We start from the raw sequence: 19,755 nt of genomic DNA on the forward strand, positions 1-19,755 counted from the left end.
CTCGGATGGGCTCAGCTACCGAGTTTTTCCTTCAGCCGGTACCAGGCCATGCCCAGCGCCAGCAGTGGCGAGCGCAGCAGCTTGCCGCCGGGGAAGGTGATGTGCGGCACCTTGGCGAACAGGTCGAAGCCGTCGCTCTGCTGGCCGCCGATGGCTTCGGCGAGCAACTGCCCGGCGAGGTGCGTGGCGTTCACCCCGTGTCCGGAATAGGCCTGGGCGAAGTACACGTTGGGCTGCCCCGGCAGGCGGCCGATCTGTGGCAGGCGATTGGCACCGATGCCGATCATGCCGCCCCATTGGTAGTCGATGCGGACGTTCGCCAGTTGCGGGAATACCTCCAGCATCTTCGGCCGCATGTAGGCGGCGATGTCGCTGGGGTCGCGGCCGGAATAATGGCAGGCGCCACCGAACAGCAGGCGGTTGTCGGCGGAGAGCCGGTAGTAGTCGAGGGCCACGCGCTGGTCGCACACTGCCATGTTCTGCGGCAGCAGTTGGCGGGCCAGTTGCTCGTCCAGCGGTTCGGTGGCGATCACGTAGCTGCCGGCCGGCAGTACCTTGCCGCCGAGCAGCGGGTTGAGGTCGTTCATGTAGGCGTTGCAGCCCAGCACCAGGGTCTTCGCCCGCACCTTGCCGGCGGCGGTATGCACCTGGACTTCCGTGCCGTAGTCGATGCGCGTCACCGGCGAGCGCTCGAACAGGCGGACGCCCAGCGACTGGGCAGCGGCGGCTTCGCCGAGGACCAGGTTGAGCGGGTGCAGGTGGCCGGAGCCCATGTCCACCAGGCCGCCGACGTAGCGATCGGAGCCGACCACGCTGCGCATCTCCGCGGCCGGCACCAGGCGCATCTCGTGGCGATAGCCGAGGGCCTGGAGTTCCTCCATGTCCTCGCGGAAGCCCTGGTAGTCGCCGGGCTTGTTCGCCAGGTCGCAGTAGCCCCAGCGCAGATCGCAGTCGATGGCGTATTGCTCGACCCGGCGACGGACGATCTCCACCGCCTCCAGGCCCATCAGCTTGAGTGCCTTCACGCCGTCGGCGCCGATCACCGGGAGGAACTGCTCGACGTCATGGCCGACGCCGCGGATCAACTGGCCGCCATTGCGCCCACTGGCGCCCCAGCCGATCCGGTGCGCTTCCAGCAGGACCACGGAGAAGCCGCGCTGGGCCAGTTCCAACGCCGTGTTCACTCCCGAGAAGCCGCCGCCGACGACGCACACGTCGGCCTGTTCTTCGCCGGCCAGGGGAGGGCACTCGATGCGTCGGTTGAGCGTGGCGGCGTAGTAGGAGGGGGCGTGTTGGGCGGTATGCACCGGCTGGTGAACGCGGGCGTTCATGTGTGAAATCCTGATTATTATGTGTGGAAAATTTGACGGAGCATAAACGTCAGTCGAGGCGCTCGCCAAGGGCGAAAAAGGAAAAAACTGCGAGGTGTTGCGGGGATCGTGTACAGAAAAGACGGTGTTTCCCGTCTATGCCGGGAGTCCTGGCGGACTCCCGGAGCGCGTCATGGGTCAATCCGGAACCGGTAGGTCGAGCGACTCCTTGACCTCTTCCATGACGATATAGCTCTTCGACTCGCGTACGTGCGGCAGTTTCAGCAGGATGTCGCCGAGCAGCTTGCGGTAGGACGCCATTTCCGAGATGCGAGCCTTCACCAGGTAGTCGAAGTGGCCGGACACCAGGTGGCATTCCAGCACATGGGGCAGCTTGAGCACCGCCCGGCGAAACTCTTCGAAGGTATCGCCGGACTTGTAGTCCAGGCTGATCTCGACGAACACCAGCAGGCTGGCCTTCAGATGCTGCGGATTGAGCCGGGCGTGATAGCCCATGATCAGGCCTTCGCGCTCCAGGCGGCGCACGCGTTCGGTGCAGGGTGTGGTCGAGAGGCCGACGCGTTCGCCCAGCTCGGTGAAGGAAATGCGACCTTCCTCCTGCAGGATGCGGAGGATGTTGCGGTCGATCTTGTCCAGCTCGCGCTTGCTCTGATGCTGGGTACGCATGGATGGAGGCTCCCCGTCTGGCTCGGAAAATCCGGAAATTTTCCGCCAATATAACGTCGAAAGCAGGGAAAAACACTGGCCAGGGAAAACGCCTTGATCTTGCACGAGGGCCCCGCCACCCTTGGCCGGGTCGGCAACGGACAGAGGTAGGACATGCGTTTGCGCAGAAGGACGACGTTGCTGCTGGTATTTGCAGTGCTGTTGCTGCTGGCATTCGGCTACGGCTGGCATGCCTGGCGCAGCCTGTTGCGCGAGCAGGGTGTCGAGCGCCTGGAGTGGCAAGGCCTGGGCCTGTCCGCCGAAGGCATCGGGCTGCGACGGCTGGCGCTGGAGCGGCGCGGCGCGGATGGCGCCAGCCTGCGACTGGACGTGGAACACGCGCTGCTGCGCTGGCCCGGGCTGTCGGGTTGGCGTCCGCGTCTACCCGGCCTGCGCGTGGAGCAAGTGGCGCTCGCCTGGCAACCGGCTGCCGCGAGTTCCGACGACTCCGCTGCGCTGGACTGGACGTCCCTACGCGAGACCCTCGCCTGGCTGCCGGAACAGATCCACCTCGAACGCTTCCATCTCGACCTGCCTTGTCCCGCCGGCCGCTGCGAGCAGGACGGCGGGCTGGACATCGGCCGCCCGTCGGGAGCGCTGTTTCCGCTGGCTGCGCAACTGCGCCTGCAACAAGAGGCGCAGCAGGCCCAGCTCGACGCCCAGCTCTTCGAGGAGCCTACCGGTTGGCGCCTGCGGGCGCGCGCGCAACTCGACCGGCAGGCGCTGCTGACGCTGGACAGCCAGCTCGCGCCGTCCGATGGCGACGGCCTCTGGCAGGGGCGCCTGGAGGCGCCCGGCCTGCCGGACACCCGTGGCCTGGTGGTCTGGCTCAATCGCTGGTTGCCGGAAGCCCAGCGCCTGCCCGACGCACCGCAAGCCCTGCGTCTGCAAGCGGACTGGACGATCCGCCTGGCGCCTGGCCGCGACTGGCTGGAGCCGCGCCGGGTGCTCGACGGCGGTGGCTCGGCGGCGCTGCTGGTGCAGGCTCCGCAAGCCTGGCCGCTGCCCGGTCTGGGTAATGTACAGGGCGAACTGCAAGTCCAACTGGATGGAGACGAGGGCGCCTGGTTGCCACGCCAGCTGCGCAGCGACTTGCGCCTGAGCCAGTTGCACGGCGAGTGGTTGCAGGCGCTGCCGGCCGAGTTGCGGCCGAGCGCGCTGGGCTTGCGCAGCGAGCCGCTGGAGCGCGATGCCGATAGCGTCACCGCGTTGCGCCTGGCGTTCACCAGCGAGGGCGCAAGTACGCTGAAGCTGGAGACGCGGCTCGACCTGCTGGGCATCTCGCCGTGGGCCGCCAGGCTGGTGGAGGGGCGCTTGCAGGTGGACGCGCCGCGCCTGCAATACCTGGGCTGGAAAGCCGAGCGACTGGTCGCGGAGATTCCCCTGGAGGGCCGGCTGGACGGGCAGCGCGCCAACCTCTCCTTCGGCAGGGGCGCGCGGTTGCAGGCGGCGTCCCTGGCCGAGCCGTCGACGCTGCACCTTGGCCAGCCCCGCCTCAATCTCGCCGGGACCGCTCTCGAACTAGCCTACCAGCCGCTGGCGCTGCATTTCGCCGGGCCGCTGCAGGCGCAGGTCGGACAACTCCGCCAGGCCAACCTCAAGCCGTTGGCCTGGACCTTCGAGGGGCCGCTCGACACCACCCTCGAGCGCACCAGCCTGAAGGGACGGCTGAGCAACGGTGCGGGGCTGGCGGCGGACATCCAGCTGCAGCGCGATGCGAAGACGCCCCTGGCACTCTCCGCCAAGCTGGCCGAGGTGTTCTTCCGTACCGGCAATCCGCTGGCCGCGACCCTCGCCGACTGGCCGGGGCTGCTCGAACTGGGCAATGGGCGCGCGACCGCCGCGGCCGGCTGGAAGCTCGACGCGGCGGGTGGCTCGTCCCTCGACCTGGACCTGACCCTGAAAGGCCTCGACGGTATCTACGACCGCAGCGAGCTGAAGGGGCTGGGCGGCAGCCTGGCCTTGCGCCTGCGCGGCGGTCAGTTGAGCCTGGACAGCCCCGGCCTGAGCCTGGCCGAGGCCAATCCCGGCCTGCCGCTGGGGCCGGTGAGTTTCCGCGGGCGCTACGAGGCCCCGCTTTCCGCGCCGGGCAGCGGCCGCCTGAGCTGGCAGACGTTGCAGAGCGGCCTGTTCGGCGGGCAGGCCTCGGTCCCCGCGGGGAGCATCCGCCTGGGTCAGGCCGAGCAGAAGTTCGCCTTGCGTATCCAGGGCATACAACTTGGCGAGATTTTCCGGGTCTATCCGGCGGAGGGCCTGGCCGGCGAAGGCACCCTGGACGGCGAGCTGCCGCTGATGCTGAACCGCTGGAAGCCCAGCGTCTCCGGCGGCCAGGTCAAGGCCCGCGAGCCCGGCTACCTGCGCTTCCGCTCGGCGAAAATCGAGGCGCTGGGGCGCAGTAACCCGGGGATGAAGCTGGTCGCCGATGCCCTCGACGATTTCCACTACGACGTCCTGCAAAGCAGCGTCGATTATCATGAGAACGGCAAGCTGTTGCTCGGCCTGCGCTTGCAGGGCAGCAACCCGGACCTGGAGAAGGGGCGCCCGGTCAACCTCAACGTCAACCTGGAGGAGGATATCCCGGCACTGCTGACCAGCCTGCAACTGAGCGACCGGGTCAGCGAAACCATTCGCCAACGTGTGCAGGAGCGCATGCAGAAACGCAAGGCTTCGGCGCCATGAGCCATACAGGAGAACCCCCGATGCGCCTCTGCGCTCTATTCGCTGTCCTGCTGCTGGGCAGCCTGACGATGGCCTGCACGCCCACCGTGCAACTGGCGGCTCCCAGCGAGCCGATCAACATCAATCTCAACGTGAAAATCGAGCACGAGATCTACATCAAGGTCGACAAGGCTCTGGACGGCATCATCAACGAGAACAGCGGCCTGTTCTAAAGGAGCGGATCCATGACAACCCGTAGCAAACTCGGTATCGCCCTGCTGGCCCTCGGCATCAGCCTTTCCGCCATGGCGATGGACCTCGGCCAGGCCATGTCGGCCCTTGGCGGCGCCAAGGCCCAGGGCCTGGTCGGCGAGCAGGCGGACGGTTACCTTGGCGTGGTCAGCAACAGCGGCCAGGCGGCGGACATCGCCGCGCAGATCAATGCCGCGCGCCGCGCCGAATACCAGAAGGTGGCCAACAGCAGCGGCGCTTCGCTGGCCGACGTGGAGGCCATGGCCGGCAAGAAGGCGATGGAGAAAACCCCTGCCGGGCAGTACGTCCAGGTCGGCGGCAAGTGGGTGAAGAAATAGCGCGAAGGCTCCGCGAGCGCTCTGGGACGCTGCTCCGGTCGCAAGGGCCGGGCAGTGTCCGCGGAATTTTTCCTGTCGTGAGCGGTTCCTTCAGGGACTCCTGCCGTTTTCCATGGGTTCTGCGACAGGCTTTCCCGAAAAAGCGGCTCCCGGCCTGAGTTCGATCATTTAAATATGCGGTATTTTTCCAGTTTTATGGTGGATGCGCCTCGGTAAAACCCCTACTTGTCCGGTTTTTTACCTGAGTAACCGCCTAAAATTGGTGATTATTTCTGCCTGCCTCTTCCTATACTGCGCGCATCTACACGCTCAAAATAACAAACGTCCGCGGTTCCTCCGCGACGTGGGAGGCGACAATGCGAGTTCTGGTCCTTGGCAGCGGTGTCATCGGTACCGCCAGTGCGTATTACCTGGCCCGTGCCGGGTTCGAGGTGGTGGTGGTCGACCGTCAGGACGGTCCCGCGCTGGAAACCAGCTTCGCCAACGCCGGCCAGGTGTCTCCCGGCTACGCTTCGCCCTGGGCTGCCCCGGGCATTCCTCTGAAGGCCATGAAGTGGCTGCTGGAAAAGCACGCGCCGCTGGCCATCAAGCTCACCTCCGATCCCAGCCAGTACGCCTGGATGCTGCAGATGCTGCGCAACTGCACCGCCGAGCGCTACGCGGTGAACAAGGAGCGCATGGTCCGCCTGTCCGAGTACAGCCGCGATTGCCTCGACGAACTGCGCGCCGAGACCGGCATCGCCTACGAGGGCCGCACCCTCGGCACCACCCAACTGTTCCGCACCCAGGCGCAGCTGGACGCCGCCGGCAAGGACATCGCCGTGCTCGAGCGCTCCGGCGTGCCCTACGAGGTTCTCGACCGCGACGGCATCGCCCGCGTCGAGCCGGCCCTGGCCAAGGTCGCCGACAAGCTGGTCGGCGCCCTGCGCCTGCCCAACGACCAGACTGGCGACTGCCAGCTGTTCACCACCCGCCTGGCGGAAATGGCCAAGGGCCTGGGCGTGGAGTTCCGCTTCGGCCAGAACATCGAACGCCTGGACTTCGCCGGCGACCGCATCAACGGTGTGCTGGTCAACGGCGAATTGCTCACCGCCGACCACTACGTGCTGGCCCTGGGCAGCTACTCGCCGCAACTGCTCAAGCCGCTGGGTATCAAGGCTCCGGTCTATCCGCTGAAGGGCTACTCGCTGACCGTGCCGATCACCAACCCGGAGATGGCGCCGACCTCGACCATCCTCGACGAGACCTACAAGGTGGCGATCACCCGCTTCGACCAGCGCATCCGCGTCGGCGGCATGGCGGAAATCGCCGGCTTCGACCTGTCGCTGAACCCGCGCCGCCGCGAGACCCTGGAAATGATCACCACCGACCTCTATCCCGAGGGCGGCGACATCAGCCAGGCGACCTTCTGGACCGGCCTGCGCCCGGCGACCCCGGATGGCACCCCGATCGTCGGCGCCACCCGCTACCGCAACCTGTTCCTCAATACCGGCCACGGCACCCTGGGTTGGACCATGGCCTGCGGGTCGGGTCGCTACCTGGCCGACCTGATGGCGAAGAAGCGCCCGCAGATCAGCACCGAAGGCCTGGATATTTCCCGCTACAGCAATTCCCCGGAGAACGCCAAGAATGCCCATCCAGCGCCAGCACACTAACGAGCGTATGAGCCAGATCGTCGTCCACAACGGCACCGTCTACCTGGCGGGCCAGGTGGGCGAGGACATGTCCGCGGGCGTCGAGCAGCAGACCCGCGAGACCCTGGCGGCCATCGAGCGTCTGCTGGAAGAGGCCGGCACCGACAAGACCCGGATCCTCTCGGTGACCATCTACCTGAAGGACATCGACGCCGACTTCGAAGGCATGAACCGCGTCTGGGACCAGTGGCTGCCGCGCGGCGTCGCGCCGGCGCGCGCCACCGTCGAAGCCAAGCTCTGCGAGCCGGAGATCCTGGTAGAGATGTCGGTGGTCGCTGCGCTGCCCTGAGTTTTGTCTGGCCCGGCCGGAGAGCCGGGCTTTTTTTCGCCTGATGAAAGGTGCGCGATGCCGCACCTCGCTGAAGAGAGACCCGTCGCCATGCGCCCCGCCCGTGCCCTGATCGACCTGCAAGCCCTTCGTCACAACTATCGGCTGGCCCGCGAGGCCACCGGCGCCCGTGCGCTCGCGGTGATTAAAGCGGACGCATACGGCCACGGCGCGGTGCGCTGTGCCGAAGCGCTGGCGGCCGAGGCCGATGGCTTCGCCGTGGCCTGCATCGAGGAGGGCCTGGAGCTGCGCGAGGCCGGTATCCGCCAGCCGATCCTGCTGCTGGAGGGCTTCTTCGAGGCGTCCGAGCTGGAGCTGATCGTCGCCCACGACTTCTGGTGCGTGGTGCATTGCGCCTGGCAATTGGAGGCGATCGAACGCGCCAGCCTGGCCCGCCCGCTGAACGTCTGGCTGAAGATGGATTCGGGCATGCACCGCGTCGGCTTCTTCCCCGAGGACTTCCGCGCCGCCCACGAGCGCCTGCGGGCCAGCGGCAAGGTGGCGAAGATCGTGATGATGAGTCACTTCTCCCGCGCCGACGAACTGGATTGCCCGCGCACCGAGGAACAGCTCGCCGCCTTCGCGGCCGCGAGCCAGGGCCTGGAAGGCGAGATCAGCCTGCGCAATTCGCCAGCCGTGCTCGGCTGGCCGAAGGTGCCCAGCGATTGGGTACGTCCGGGCATCCTGCTCTACGGAGCCACGCCGTTCGAGCGCGCACATCCGCTGGCCGACCGCTTGCGCCCGGTGATGACCCTGGAATCGAAGGTGATCAGCGTCCGCGACCTGCCGGCCGGCGAACCGGTTGGCTACGGCGCGCGCTACAGCACCGAGCGTAGCCAGCGCATCGGCGTGGTCGCCATGGGCTACGCCGATGGCTACCCGCGGCACGCCGCCGACGGCACCCTGGTGTTCATCGACGGCAAGCCGGGGCGCCTGGTTGGCCGGGTATCGATGGACATGCTCACCGTCGACCTTACCGACCATCCCCAGGCCGGGCTGGGCAGCCGGGTCGAACTATGGGGCCCGAACGTGCCGGTCGGCGCCCTGGCGGCGCAGTTCGGCAGCATTCCCTACCAACTGCTGTGCAACCTGAAAAGGGTGCCGCGCGTCTATTCCGGGGCTTGAGAAAAACTTTCCGAATTCTTTGCGCAGGCATGTCGACCGATCTGTTGTAAATACTGAACAGTGTTGCCATGATACCGCCGACTTGGGGTCGCCAGCCGTGTGCGGCCTCGTTTTGCCTTGCCTGCCAGAAGAATAAGGAGGACTCCACCCTTGGACGTCGGTGCTCGTCTGCAAACCATCCGAAAGCTCAAAGGTCTTTCCCAGCGCGAACTCGCCAAACGGGCGGGTGTCACCAACAGCACTATCTCGATGATCGAGAAAAACAGCGTGAGCCCTTCCATCAGTTCGCTGAAGAAGGTGCTGGGCGGTATCCCCATGTCCCTGGTGGAGTTCTTCTCCCTGGACCTGGAGCAGGACAGCCATACCCAGGTTGTCTACAAGGCAGACGAACTGATCGACATTTCCAGCGGCGCGGTGTCCATGCGCCTGGTGGGCAAGGCGCACCCGAGCCGGGCGATCGCCTTCCTCGACGAAACCTACCCGCCGGGCTCCGACACCGGCGAGGAAATGCTCAACCACGAAGGCGAGGAGGCCGGGGTGCTGGTCGACGGGCGCCTGGAACTGACCGTTGGCAGCGAGACCTATGTGCTCGAGCGCGGCGACAGCTACTATTTCGAGAGCAACAAGCCGCACCGTTTTCGCAATCCCTACGATGTGCCGGCACGCTTGATCAGCGCCACCACGCCCGCAAATTTCTGACCTGAAGCACAAGACCCCGCCGGGCCCGAAGGGCGCCGGCCGACAAGGGGCATGCGGGGCTGCGACCTAATGCCGCAAGGCTTTGCGAGGGTGTGCAATTGTTTCTGCCGGGCTTTCTTTGCCGTTATACTTGCGCCCGCCCGCGCGGCCCGCAGTGATCGGTATCGTGCCCGGGTGTGATAAGCCACGATGAGGGTGTAAGGGTGAACCTGATTAAAAAAATGCTGGCGGCCCAAGCTGCCGTGTTGGCCCTGTGGGCTGTAAGCGCTCAGGCTACGACCACTGACGATGCGATCGCCAAGCGCCTCGAGCCGGTAGGCAAGGTCTGCGTACAAGGCAAGGAATGCGAAGGCGTCGGCGCCGTCGCGGCAGCCGCCGGTGGCGGCGGTGCGCGTTCCGGCGAAGACATCGTCGGCAAGACCTGCAACACCTGCCACGGCACTGGCCTGCTGGGCGCGCCGAAGGTTGGCGACAAGGCCGAGTGGGGCAAGCGCGCCAAGGAGCAGGGCGGCCTCGATGGCCTGCTGGCCAAGGCGATTTCCGGTATCAACGCCATGCCGCCGAAAGGCACCTGCGCCGATTGCTCGGACGACGAGCTGAAAGCCGCGATCAAGCATATGTCCGGCCTGTAACAACGCCGGAACCGTGTCGCGAAAAGCCGCCTCCTGGCGGCTTTTTCGTATCCGCGGTGCGGGTTTTTTCCGCTGGCGGATCGTCCCGCCGGCAAACAGGGTCCAAACTTCCGGCTACCCATTCGCCGGAGGGCATCGTCTTGAGCCGAACCTGTTCCATCGACGCCGCAGTCGATCACTTGCTGCAGACCATCGAGGGCCCGATCCGCATGGGCCTGCCCCTCGGGCTGGGCAAGCCCAACCGACTGGTCAATGCGTTGTACCAGCGCCTGCGGACCCTGCCGGAGCGCCAACTGACGCTGTATACCGCGCTTTCCCTGGGGCGTCCCGCCGCTGGCGGCGACCTGCAACGGCGTTTCCTCGAGCCTTTCGCCGAACGGGTCTTCGCCGACTACCCGGAGCTGGATTACCTGCACGCCCTGCGCCGCGACGAACTGCCGGCGAACATCCGCGTCGAGGAGTTCTACCTGCAGCCCGGCAGCCTGCTGGACAGCGCGCCGGCGCAGCAGCACTACATCAGTTGCAACTACAGCCACGTCGCCCGCGACATCAATGCCAAGGGCGTCAACGCGGTGGCCCAGCTGGTGGCGCGGCATCCCGAGCGGCCGGGCAAGCTGAGCCTGGCCTGCAACCCGGATATCACCCTGGACCTCCTGCCGATGCTGGAGAAGCGTCGCGCCGCTGGCGAGACCATCGTCGCCATCGGCGTGGTCCACGATGACCTGCCCTACCTGCCGGGTGACGCCGAGGTCGAGGAGTCGGTATTCGACCTGCTGATCGACGCGCCGGCGGAAAGCAGCCGGCTGTTCTCCACGCCGAACATGCCGGTCAACCTGCAGGATCACTGCATCGGTCTCCACGCCAGCGCGCTGGTGCGCGACGGCGGCACCCTGCAGATCGGCATCGGCTCGATGGGCGACGCGCTGACCGCCGCCTTGCTGCTGCGCCAGCGCGACAACGCCACCTACCGGGCGTTGATCGACGAGCTGGGGGTGCGTGCGCGCTGGGCCGAGACGGTCGAGCGCGATGGTGGCCTGGAGCCGTTCCGCCGGGGGCTCTACGGTTGCAGCGAGATGTTCGTGCCGGGTCTGCTGGCGCTGGCCGAGGCCGGCGTGCTGAGCCGCCGGGTCTACCCCGACGAAGCGCGACAGCGTGCTGCCGAGCGCGGCGAGGCGCCGGAGGAGGGCGGGGTGTGGCTGCACGGCGGCTTCTTCCTCGGTCCGTTGGCGTTCTACCGGCGCCTGCGCGAGATGTCGCTGGAAGAGCGCGCCGGGATCGGCATGACCGGCATCGGCTTCGTCAACAACCTGTACCGCCAGGAAGAGCTGAAGCGCCTGCAGCGGCGCGACGCGCGCTTCATCAACAGCGCCTTCACCGTGACCCTGCTCGGCGCCGGGGTCGCCGACCAGCTGGAGGACGGCCGGGTGCTCAGTGGCGTCGGCGGGCAGTACAACTTCGTCGCCCAGGCCCACGAGCTGGAGGGCGCACGTTCGATCCTGATGCTGCGTAGCTGGCGCGAATCCGGCGGGGAAGTCAGTTCGAACATCGTCTGGCAGTACGCCCACACCACCATTCCCCGGCACTTGCGTGACATGGTGGTGACCGAGTATGGGATCGCCGACCTGCGCGGCAAGAACGACGCGGAAGTGATCGCCGCGCTGCTGGCCATCGCCGACTCGCGTTTCCAGCAGGCGCTGGCCGAGCAGGCCCAGTCGGCCGGCAAGCTGCCGAAGGATTTCGTCCTGCCCGAACGCTATCGCAACAATACCCCGGAGCGCCTGCAGGCCTTGCACCAGGCCCACGCAGCGGCGCTGCCGGAGTTTCCCCTGGGCAGCGATTTCGACGAGGTCGAGCAGGACCTGCTGCGGGCGCTGGGTTGGCTCAAGCGCAAGCTGAAGCTGAGCGAGATTCTCGAACTGGGCAAGGCGACCCTGGACGCGCCGGAGCCAGAAGCCTACCCGGCGCATCTGCGGCGCATGGACCTGGACGATCCGCAGGGGCTTCGCGAGGAACTCTACCAGCGCTTGCTGCTGGCCGGCCTGCGGGCCAGCCAGGAAGAGCGGGGCTGAGTGGCGCTCAGTCGAGGAACTCGACCTGACCGCCGGCCAGCGATTTCACCCGGGCCAGGGACTCGACCCGGTAGCCTTCGCTTTCCAGCAGGGCGCGGCCATCCTGGAAGGATTTCTCGATGACGATGCCGAGCCCGGCGATGCTCGCGCCGGCCTGGCCGATCAGGTCGATCAGCGCCTTGGCGGCATGGCCGTTGGCGAGGAAGTCGTCGATCACCAGCACGTGGTCGTGGGCGTTCAGGTGCTTGGCCGAGATGGCGATGGTGCTCTCGGTCTGCTTGGTGAAGGAGAACACCTTGGAGATGTACAGGTTGTCCTTCAGGGTCAGCGACTGGTACTTGCGGGCGAAGATCACCGGGACGCCCAGCTCCAGGCCGGCCATGACCGCCGGGGCGATGCCGGAAGCCTCGATGGTGACGATCTTGGTGATGCCCTGGTCGCGGAAGCGCATGGCGAACGCGTGACCGACCTGCTGCATCAGCTGCGGGTCGATCTGGTGGTTGAGAAAGGCGTCGACCTTGAGTACGTGCTCGGAAAGGACGATGCCTTCCGAGCGGATTTTGTCTTTGAGAATGTCCACGGGTGGCTTCCTGCGAAGCGGCTGTCGCTGATGAAGCGCGGCATTGTACCGCCAGCCGGCGCCGCGCGCGACGTTCTCTCGGACGAGCGAACATGATCGAGCGGTCAGGAATCCGCGCCTGCCCGGCGCGGCCCCGTGGCAGGCGGGCCGCGCCGCTGCCGGCTCATTTCAGCAGGTTGTTCACCAGTAGCGTCTCGACGTCCTTGAAGCGCCCGCTGAGCACGGCCTTGGCGGCGTAGAGGGCGGTGTCGGCGACCTGGCCGAACTCGATCTTCGGCGGCATCACCAGCTCCGCAGGGTTGGTATGCACGTCCAGCAGCGCCGGACCGGGCTGGGCGAGGAACTCCTGCACCGCCGCCTCGAGATCCTCGGAGCGCGTCACCTTGCGTCCGTGGAAGCCGATCACCTCGGCGAGCCGGGCGAAGTCCGGGTTGAGCAGGTCGGTGTAGTTGTCCAGCAGGCCCTCGACCTTCTGTTCCAGCTCGACGAAGTTCAGCGAGGCATTGTTCAGCACCACTACCTTGATCGGCAGTTTTTCCTGGATGGCCGTCAGCAGGTCGCCGAGCAGCATGGCCAGGCCGCCGTCGCCGGAGATCGAGATCACCTGGCGCTCGGGGTAGGCCTTCTTCAGTCCCAGCGCCTGGGGCATGGCGTTGGCCATGGTGCCGTGGACCAGGCTGGTGAGGGTGCGGCGCTTGCCGTTGCTGTGGATGTGACGCAACAGCCAGACCATCGCCGAGCCGCCGTCGGCGGTGAACAGGGCGTCCTCGCTGGCGTGCTGGTCGAGCAGGCTGACCAGGTGCTGGGGGTGGATCAGCTCGCCCTTGCCGGCTTGCTCCTCTTTTTCCAGCGTCCGCAGCGAGCGCTCGCGGTGCTTCAGGCATTCGTCGAGGAAGCTGCGTTCCTCGCGGACTTCGAGCAGCGGCAGGAGCGCCTCGAGGGTGGGGATCACGTCGCCGACCACGCCGAGATCGACGGGGTGGCGGCGACCCAGGTGGCTGCCGTCGCGGTCGACCTGGATCAGGGTGGCCTTCTGCGGATAGAACTGCGCCCAGGCGAAGTCGGCGCCGAGCAGCAGGAGGGTGTCGCACTCGGTCATCATGTGGAAGCCGGACTCGATCCCGAGCATACCGGTCATGCCCATGTTGAAGGGGTTGTCGTACTCGACGAAGTCCTTGGCCCGCGACGTGTGCGCGATGGGCGCCTTGAGGCGGTCGGCGAGGGCCACCAGCAGGTCGTGGGCGCCCTGGCAGCCGGAGCCGGCGTAGATGCCGATCTTCTTGCCGTGGGCCAGCAGGCGGGCGATATCCTGCAGTTCGGCGTCGCTGGGGCGCAGCACCGGTTGCGGGAAATGCACCGAGAACGGCAGGTCGTCCTTCACCGTGGCCTGGCTGATGTCGGCCGGCAGGATCACCACCGCCACGCCGCGCCGGTTGAGCGCCGCCTGGCAGGCCAGGGCCAGCACCCGGCGCGCCTGTTCCGGGCTGTGCACCTGCTCGCAGAACACCGAGCAACTGGCGTAGACCGCCTTGAAGTCGACCTCCTGGGGAAACTCCATGCCCAGTTGCGGGGTGACGATCTGGCTGGCGATCAGCACCATCGGCGCGCGGTTGCGCTGGGCCTCGTAGACGCCGTTGATGAAGTGCAGGCTGCCCGGTCCGCAGGAGCCGGCGCAGGCGGTCAGGCGTCCGCTGATGTAGGACTCGGCGCCCGCGGCGAAGGCCGCCGCCTCTTCGTGGCGCACGTGGACCCACTGGATCTGGCTGCGATGGATGGCGTCGGTGACATGGTTGAGGGTGTCGCCGACGATGCCATAGCAATGGCGGACGCCGGCGGCTTCCAGGGTTTCCACGACGATCTCGGCGACTTTCTTGCTCGACATGAAGCTGTCCTCGAATGGAATTCGTTAGCTAGCTAATTTTGGTCGCGCGTGGAGCGGCAAAAGTTCCTCGCCCGAGGCTAGGCATCGGGCAAGACACTTTTGTGAAAATCGAGACAGTCGAGGCGCGGCGGGCTCAGCGCTTGAGCATGGCGCGGATGTCGGCGAGGGCGGCGTTGCCCTTGGCCGCCTTGACCTCTTGCGGGGCGTCTTCCATGCCTTCCCATTCGAGGTCTTCGGGGGGCAGTTCGTCGAGGAAGCGGCTCGGCGAGCAGTCGATGATCTCGCCGTATTGCTTGCGCTTGGCGGCGAAGGTCATCGCCAGGTTCTGCCGCGCGCGGGTGATGCCGACGTAGGCCAGGCGGCGCTCCTCTTCCACCGTGTCGGCCTCGATGCTGGAACGGTGGGGCAGGATCTCTTCCTCCATGCCCATGATGAACACGTAGGGGAACTCCAGCCCCTTCGACGCGTGCAGGGTCATCATCTGCACGCCTTCGGCGCCTTCCTCTTCTTCCTGCTGGCGCTCCAGCATGTCGCGCAGGACCAGCTTGGCGATGGCCTGCTCGATGGTCATGTCGCCTTCCTCGTCGCGCTCGAGGGTGTTCTTCAGTGCCTCGATGAGGAACCAGACGTTGCTCATGCGGAATTCGGCGACCTTGTCGCTGGAGGCGTTCTGCCGCAGCCAGTTCTCGTAGTCGATGTCCATCACCATGCTGCGCAGCACGGCGATCGGCTCGTTCTCCGCGCACTGTCGGCGGATACCGTCCATCCAGCGCTTGAAGCGTTGCAGGCGTTCGTGGAAACGGCTGTCGAGGTGCTCGGCCAGGCCCATCTCGTCGCAGGCGGCGTACATCGATATCTTGCGCTGGGTGGCGTAGTTGCCGAGCTTCTCCAGGGTCGCCGAACCGATTTCCCGGCGCGGCACGTTGATCACCCTGAGGAAGGCGTTGTCGTCGTCGGGGTTCACCAGCAGGCGGAAGTAGGACATCAGGTCCTTCACTTCCTGGCGCCCGAAGAAGCTGGTGCCGCCAGAGAGCCGATAGGGAATCTGGTGGTGCTGGAGCTTCAGCTCCATCAGCTTGGCCTGGTGGTTGCCACGGTAGAGGATGGCGAACTCGCTGTACGGCCGCTCGGTGCGCAGGTGCAGGGTGAGGATTTCCATGGCGATGCGCTCGGCCTCGGCGTCCTCGTTGCGGCAGCGGATCACCCGGATCGGATCGCCGTGGCCCATCTCGCTCCACAACTGCTTCTCGAATACGTGCGGGTTGTTGGCGATGAGGACGTTCGCGCACTTGAGGATGCGGCTGGTGGAGCGGTAGTTCTGCTCCAGCATCACCACCTTCAGCGAAGGGAAGTCTTCCTTCAGCTGCATCAGGTTTTCCGGGCGCGCGCCGCGCCAGGCGTAGATCGACTGGTCGTCGTCGCCGACCACGGTGAACTGGGCGCGGTCCTTCACCAGCAGCTTGACCAGCAGGTACTGGCTGGCGTTGGTGTCCTGGTACTCGTCCACCAGCATGTAGCGCACCTTGTTCTGCCACTTCTGGAGGACGTCCGGATGTTCCTGGAACAGCTTCACCGGTTGCAGGATCAGGTCGTCGAAGTCCACCGCGTTGTAGGCGCGCAGGGTGCGCTGGTAATGCAGGTAGACGATCGCGGCGGTCTGCTCCTTGGGATTGCGGGCCTTTTCCAGCGCCTCCTCCGGAAGGATCAGGTCGTTCTTCCAGGCGCCGATGTAGTTCTTGATCTCGTCGACGCCGTCGTCCCCGGAATACTCCTTCTGCATGATGTCGGTCAGCAGCGCCTTGATGTCCGACTCGTCGAAGATCGAGAAACCGGGCTTGTAGCCGAGCCGCTCGTGTTCCTTGCGGATGATGTTCAGGCCGAGGTTGTGGAAGGTCGAGACGGTCAGGCCCTTGCCCTCGCCGCCGCGCAGCAGGGTGCCGACGCGCTCCTTCATCTCCCGCGCGGCCTTGTTGGTGAAGGTCACGGCGACGATGTACTGGGCGCGGATACCGCACTGCTGGACGAGATAGGCGATCTTGCGGGTGATCACGCTGGTCTTGCCGGAGCCGGCGCCAGCCAGGACCAGCAGGGGACCGCCGACGTAGTTCACGGCTTCTTGCTGCCGGGGATTGAGTCGGGACATAGGAACAGGCCGGAAGAGAGGGTTGAAGCGGGGGCGTATTCTAACAGGCTGGCTGGCATCCGCGAGAATTAGCGTGCAAGCTGTGACCGATCCCGAGATCGTTCACGCCATTTTGCTGTAGATTCCCTACCGCATTAGGATGATGCCGTTCGTTCTTTACGAAGATTCTTAAAACTTTGGAGGTTGCTTGTCAGCGCCCGCAGAACCCTTGCGCCTGCTCCTTCTGGCGGATACGCCGGACTGGGCGCCACTGCTAGGTGAACGCCTGAGAGCGCTGGGGCCTGCCTTTTCGCTGAGCATCGTCACCACCTGGGAGGGCGCGGCCACCCTGTTCGCCGCCGAGCCCCGCGGGCTGCTCCTGGCCACGCCGGCCTGCCTGCCGCTGGGGACTCCCTGCCCCTGGCCGGTGATCCTGCTGTTGCAGCAGGAGCCGGCGCAGGCGCCGGTTGGGGTGGTCGACTGGCTGGCCGCCGAACAGCTCTCCGAGGACAGCCTGCGCCGCTGCCTGCGCTACGCGCGCGAGCGCCTGGGCTTGCAGGCGACCCTGCAACTGCTCGCCGAGCAGGATCCGCTGACCGGCATCGCCAACCGCCAGGGCTTCCAGACCCTGCTCGCGGCGCGCCTCAGCGAATTCGACGGGCGTGGCCTGGTGCTCGGCCATCTCGACCTGGACAACTTCCGTCACGTCAACGATTCCCTCGGCCACCAGGGCGGCGACCGCCTGATCCTGCAGGTGGTCAACCGCCTGCGCGGCTTCATGGAGAACGGTGACAGCCTGGCGCGCCTGGGCAGCGACGAGTTCGCCCTGCTGCTGGACACCCGTCGCGATCCGCAACGCGCCGAGCGGGTCGCCGAACGCATCGTCGAATGCCTCGGCGAGCCCTACTGGATCGATGGCGAGAGCCTCTTGCTGGGTTGCAGCCTGGGACTCGCCCATGCCCGTGCCGACGAAGGTGCCGATCCGCTGATGTGGCATGCGCACATCGCCATGCAGCAGGCCAAGAGCCGCCAGGGTTGCACCTTCCATGTCTTCGACGAACGCATCAACCGTGGCGTGCGCAGCCTAGCCGACCTCGAAGCCGAACTGCGCCGGGCGCTGCGTCGCGACGAGCTGGAGCTGCACTACCAGCCGCGACTGTGCCTGGACAGCGGGCGCATCGTCGGCCTGGAGGCGCTGGTGCGCTGGCGCCACGGCGAGCGGGGCCTGCTCACGCCCAGCGAGTTCGTCCCGCTGGCCGAGGAGAGCGGGCTGATCGTGCCGCTCGGCTACTGGGTCATCGCCCGCGCCCTGCGCGACATGCAGTGGCTCAACGGGCGCGGCCTGGAGCCGTTGCACATGGCGGTGAACCTGTCGTTCCGCCAGTTCCAGGACAGCCAGTTGCTGCCGACCCTGCAACGGTTGATCGAAGAGCACGGCGTCGACGCGCGCTGGCTCGAGTTCGAACTGACCGAGACCGCCGTGATGCGGCGTAGCGACCAGGTGCTGCAGACCATGCAGGCGCTCGGCCAACTGGGCGTGCGCTTTTCGCTGGACGACTTTGGCACCGGTTTCTCGTCCTTCGTCCACCTCAATAGCCTGCCGATCACCCTGTTGAAGATCGACCGCAGCTTCGTCGGCGGCATGGACCAGCGGGCGGAAAACTTCCAACTGGTGCGGGCGATGATCAACCTGGCGCACAACCTAAACCTGGAAGTGGTTGCCGAAGGCGTGGAGACCCTGCGCCAGCAGGAGCAGTTGCGCGATTTCGGTTGCGACCAGGTGCAGGGCTACTGGATCAGTCCGCCGCTGCCGCTGGCGGAACTGGCGCGTTTCCTGGGCATCGGCGAGCGCTCGGCGCACCGCGGCCAGCCGCTCGGCAATTGAGCGCCGACGTCTCGCTGGCTGTGGCTTTCGGCAGCAACCGCGCGGTCTTCCACTCGAAGGCCAGGGTCAGGCCGATGGCTGCGCAGGCCAGGCCGCCGGCCAGCCCCCACCAGACGCCCGCGGCGCCCCAGCCGGCCGCGAACGCCAGCAGGCAGGCCAGCGGCACGCCAACCAGCCAGTAGCAGGCCAGGCCGACCAGGAAGGTGGTGCGGGCGTCCTTGAGACCGCGGATCGCGCCCATGGCGACGTTCTGGGTGCCGTCGAACAGCTCGAACCAGGCGGCGATCGCCAGCAGCGAGACGGCCATCGCGGCCACCTCCCGGTTGGCCGGGGCGTCGCGGTCGAGGAACAGGCCGATGATGGCCTCCGGCATCCACCAGAAGAGCCCGGCGAAGAGCAGCATGCACAGCGCGCCGAAGCCGATGCCGACGCGCCCGGCGCGGCGTGCTTCGAGCAGGCGGCCGGCGCCGAAATGCTGGCCGATGCGGTAGGTGGTGGCGTACGACAACCCCACCGGCACCATGAACGCCACGTATACCGCCTGGATGGCGATCTGGTGCGCGGCCAGGGCGTGATCGCCGATGATGCCCATGCACAGGGTGGCGACCGTGAACATCCCCGACTCCACCGCGTAGGTGCCGCCGATGGGCAGCCCCAGGCGCAGGATCTCCTCGACCATCGCCCGCTGCGGCCGTCCCAGTCCGCGCAGCAGCGAGTACGCGGCATAGGCCGGCTGCCGGCGGATATACAGGGCCAGCAGCAGCGGCATGCAGTTCATGACGAGGGCGGTGACCAGGCCGATACCGGCCAGGCCCAGGCGCGGCAGGCCGAACAGGCCTTCTATGAAGGAATAGTTGAGAGCCAGGTTGGCCAGCGCGCCGAGCACGCTGATCGCCATCACCGGGCCGGCGCGGTCGATGGCGCTGGTGAAGCCGCGCAGGACCATGAAGGCCATGTAGCCGGGCAGGGCGAATGTCAGGCTGTGGAGGAACTGCATGGCGCCGTCCACCGTCTGCGGCGCCTGGCCGAAGAGCAGGAGCAGCGGCCGCAGGTTCCATAGCAGCAGGCCGGCGGCCAGGGCCAGCGCGGCGCCGACCCAGAGTCCGGAGCGAGCGGCCGCGGCGGCGCCAGCGGCGTCGTCGCAGCCGTGACGGATCGCCACCAGGTTGCCGACCGCTGCTACCACGCCGACACAGAACGTCGAGACGAAGGCGTAGCTGACCGCGCCCAGGCCGCCGGCGGCCAGCGCGTCGGGGCCGAGCTTGCCCATCATCACGGTGTCGGTGAAGACCATGGCGACATAGGCCAGCTGGGCGGCGATCAACGGGCCCGCCAGGCGCAGGATGGCTTTGAGTTCGACGAGGGATGGCGAGGACATGGATGAGTATGGCTCAGGAGGAGATGGTTGCCGCGATGGCCTGTCGGCGTTGAGAATGCGGCTATTCTCGGTGCGAC

General features: G+C 66.6%; 16 protein-coding genes. 10 read left to right on the forward strand and 6 right to left on the reverse strand.

The window, feature by feature from the left end:
• Positions 1 to 11 precede the first annotated feature (11 nt).
• Positions 12 to 1,331, reverse strand: a complete 1,320-nt coding sequence (locus HMPREF2581_RS03400) for an NAD(P)/FAD-dependent oxidoreductase (RefSeq protein ID WP_003141998.1) — start codon at positions 1,329 to 1,331, stop codon at positions 12 to 14.
• 177 nt (positions 1,332 to 1,508) lie between these two features.
• Complete coding sequence (gene dadR / locus HMPREF2581_RS03405; RefSeq protein WP_003096535.1) at positions 1,509 to 1,997, reverse strand: transcriptional regulator DadR; 489 nt, start codon at positions 1,995 to 1,997, stop codon at positions 1,509 to 1,511.
• A 153-nt stretch (positions 1,998 to 2,150) separates the two neighbouring features.
• Between dadR and HMPREF2581_RS03410 the strand changes: the two genes are divergently transcribed.
• The 9 genes from HMPREF2581_RS03410 to HMPREF2581_RS03450 all read left to right on the forward strand — a co-directional run bounded on the left by HMPREF2581_RS03410 (position 2,151) and on the right by HMPREF2581_RS03450 (position 11,831).
• Positions 2,151 to 4,715: an intermembrane phospholipid transport YdbH family protein gene (locus HMPREF2581_RS03410; protein ID WP_003141996.1), complete on the forward strand. Its 2,565-nt coding sequence runs from the start codon at positions 2,151 to 2,153 to the stop codon at positions 4,713 to 4,715.
• A 20-nt stretch (positions 4,716 to 4,735) separates the two neighbouring features.
• Complete coding sequence (locus HMPREF2581_RS03415; RefSeq protein ID WP_003096523.1) at positions 4,736 to 4,927, forward strand: YnbE family lipoprotein; 192 nt, start codon at positions 4,736 to 4,738, stop codon at positions 4,925 to 4,927.
• Between the two features lie 12 nt (positions 4,928 to 4,939).
• Positions 4,940 to 5,284, forward strand: coding sequence for a YdbL family probable chaperone protein (locus HMPREF2581_RS03420; RefSeq protein WP_003096521.1), 345 nt, complete (start codon positions 4,940 to 4,942; stop codon positions 5,282 to 5,284).
• 356 nt (positions 5,285 to 5,640) lie between these two features.
• Positions 5,641 to 6,939 carry a D-amino acid dehydrogenase gene (dadA, locus tag HMPREF2581_RS03425; protein ID WP_003098274.1) on the forward strand — a complete coding sequence of 433 codons (1,299 nt, stop codon included), beginning with the start codon at positions 5,641 to 5,643 and terminating at the stop codon, positions 6,937 to 6,939.
• Positions 6,914 to 7,267 carry a RidA family protein gene (locus HMPREF2581_RS03430; protein ID WP_003098273.1) on the forward strand — a complete coding sequence of 118 codons (354 nt, stop codon included), beginning with the start codon at positions 6,914 to 6,916 and terminating at the stop codon, positions 7,265 to 7,267. The genes dadA and HMPREF2581_RS03430 overlap by 26 nt, the downstream gene beginning before the upstream one ends.
• A gap of 90 nt (positions 7,268 to 7,357) precedes the next feature.
• Positions 7,358 to 8,431 (forward strand): alanine racemase, encoded by a 1,074-nt coding sequence (alr, locus tag HMPREF2581_RS03435; protein ID WP_003096515.1) that lies wholly within the window; start codon positions 7,358 to 7,360, stop codon positions 8,429 to 8,431.
• Between the two features lie 150 nt (positions 8,432 to 8,581).
• Positions 8,582 to 9,130 carry a cupin domain-containing protein gene (locus HMPREF2581_RS03440; protein ID WP_003096513.1) on the forward strand — a complete coding sequence of 183 codons (549 nt, stop codon included), beginning with the start codon at positions 8,582 to 8,584 and terminating at the stop codon, positions 9,128 to 9,130.
• A gap of 203 nt (positions 9,131 to 9,333) precedes the next feature.
• Positions 9,334 to 9,762 carry a c-type cytochrome gene (locus HMPREF2581_RS03445; protein WP_003096511.1) on the forward strand — a complete coding sequence of 143 codons (429 nt, stop codon included), beginning with the start codon at positions 9,334 to 9,336 and terminating at the stop codon, positions 9,760 to 9,762.
• 209 nt (positions 9,763 to 9,971) lie between these two features.
• The gene (locus tag HMPREF2581_RS03450; protein WP_003141992.1) at positions 9,972 to 11,831 is read left to right on the forward strand and encodes an acetyl-CoA hydrolase/transferase C-terminal domain-containing protein; all 1,860 of its coding nucleotides are present in this window, start codon (positions 9,972 to 9,974) and stop codon (positions 11,829 to 11,831) included.
• 7 nt (positions 11,832 to 11,838) lie between these two features.
• Here the strand turns inward: HMPREF2581_RS03450 and HMPREF2581_RS03455 are convergent, their stop codons facing one another.
• The 3 genes from HMPREF2581_RS03455 to rep form a co-directional block, all read right to left on the reverse strand.
• Positions 11,839 to 12,411: a xanthine phosphoribosyltransferase gene (locus HMPREF2581_RS03455; protein ID WP_003096508.1), complete on the reverse strand. Its 573-nt coding sequence runs from the start codon at positions 12,409 to 12,411 to the stop codon at positions 11,839 to 11,841.
• 163 nt (positions 12,412 to 12,574) lie between these two features.
• Positions 12,575 to 14,293 (reverse strand): thiamine pyrophosphate-dependent enzyme, encoded by a 1,719-nt coding sequence (locus HMPREF2581_RS03460; protein WP_003141989.1) that lies wholly within the window; start codon positions 14,291 to 14,293, stop codon positions 12,575 to 12,577.
• Positions 14,294 to 14,426: 133 nt separating this feature from the next.
• Entirely contained in the window at positions 14,427 to 16,436 is a 2,010-nt protein-coding gene (gene rep, locus HMPREF2581_RS03465) for a DNA helicase Rep (RefSeq protein ID WP_003110454.1), read from the reverse strand.
• A gap of 187 nt (positions 16,437 to 16,623) precedes the next feature.
• On the opposite strand from rep, the gene HMPREF2581_RS03470 reads away from it, so the two are divergent.
• Complete coding sequence (locus HMPREF2581_RS03470; protein ID WP_003121292.1) at positions 16,624 to 18,300, forward strand: putative bifunctional diguanylate cyclase/phosphodiesterase; 1,677 nt, start codon at positions 16,624 to 16,626, stop codon at positions 18,298 to 18,300.
• Here the strand turns inward: HMPREF2581_RS03470 and HMPREF2581_RS03475 are convergent.
• Entirely contained in the window at positions 18,212 to 19,678 is a 1,467-nt protein-coding gene (locus HMPREF2581_RS03475; RefSeq protein ID WP_003110456.1) for a NorM family multidrug efflux MATE transporter, read from the reverse strand. The genes HMPREF2581_RS03470 and HMPREF2581_RS03475 overlap by 89 nt on opposite strands.
• Between the last annotated feature and the right edge of the window lie 77 nt (positions 19,679 to 19,755).

This window comes from Pseudomonas sp. HMSC057H01 (assembly GCF_001836405.1).
Lineage (GTDB): Bacteria > Pseudomonadota > Gammaproteobacteria > Pseudomonadales > Pseudomonadaceae > Pseudomonas > Pseudomonas aeruginosa.

Bases quoted from the DNA above. Each gene is read 5' to 3' on its own strand.
- HMPREF2581_RS03400 (WP_003141998.1), bottom strand. From the start codon at position 1,331: ATGAACGCCCGCGTTCACCAGCCGGTGCATACCGCCCAACACGCCCCC.
- dadR (WP_003096535.1), bottom strand. From the start codon at position 1,997: ATGCGTACCCAGCATCAGAGCAAGCGCGAGCTGGACAAGATCGACCGC.
- HMPREF2581_RS03410 (WP_003141996.1), top strand. From the start codon at position 2,151: ATGCGTTTGCGCAGAAGGACGACGTTGCTGCTGGTATTTGCAGTGCTG.
- HMPREF2581_RS03415 (WP_003096523.1), top strand. From the start codon at position 4,736: ATGCGCCTCTGCGCTCTATTCGCTGTCCTGCTGCTGGGCAGCCTGACG.
- HMPREF2581_RS03420 (WP_003096521.1), top strand. From the start codon at position 4,940: ATGACAACCCGTAGCAAACTCGGTATCGCCCTGCTGGCCCTCGGCATC.
- dadA (WP_003098274.1), top strand. From the start codon at position 5,641: ATGCGAGTTCTGGTCCTTGGCAGCGGTGTCATCGGTACCGCCAGTGCG.
- HMPREF2581_RS03430 (WP_003098273.1), top strand. From the start codon at position 6,914: ATGCCCATCCAGCGCCAGCACACTAACGAGCGTATGAGCCAGATCGTC.
- alr (WP_003096515.1), top strand. From the start codon at position 7,358: ATGCGCCCCGCCCGTGCCCTGATCGACCTGCAAGCCCTTCGTCACAAC.
- HMPREF2581_RS03450 (WP_003141992.1), top strand. From the start codon at position 9,972: ATGGGCCTGCCCCTCGGGCTGGGCAAGCCCAACCGACTGGTCAATGCG.
- HMPREF2581_RS03460 (WP_003141989.1), bottom strand. From the start codon at position 14,293: ATGTCGAGCAAGAAAGTCGCCGAGATCGTCGTGGAAACCCTGGAAGCC.
- rep (WP_003110454.1), bottom strand. From the start codon at position 16,436: ATGTCCCGACTCAATCCCCGGCAGCAAGAAGCCGTGAACTACGTCGGC.
- HMPREF2581_RS03475 (WP_003110456.1), bottom strand. From the start codon at position 19,678: ATGTCCTCGCCATCCCTCGTCGAACTCAAAGCCATCCTGCGCCTGGCG.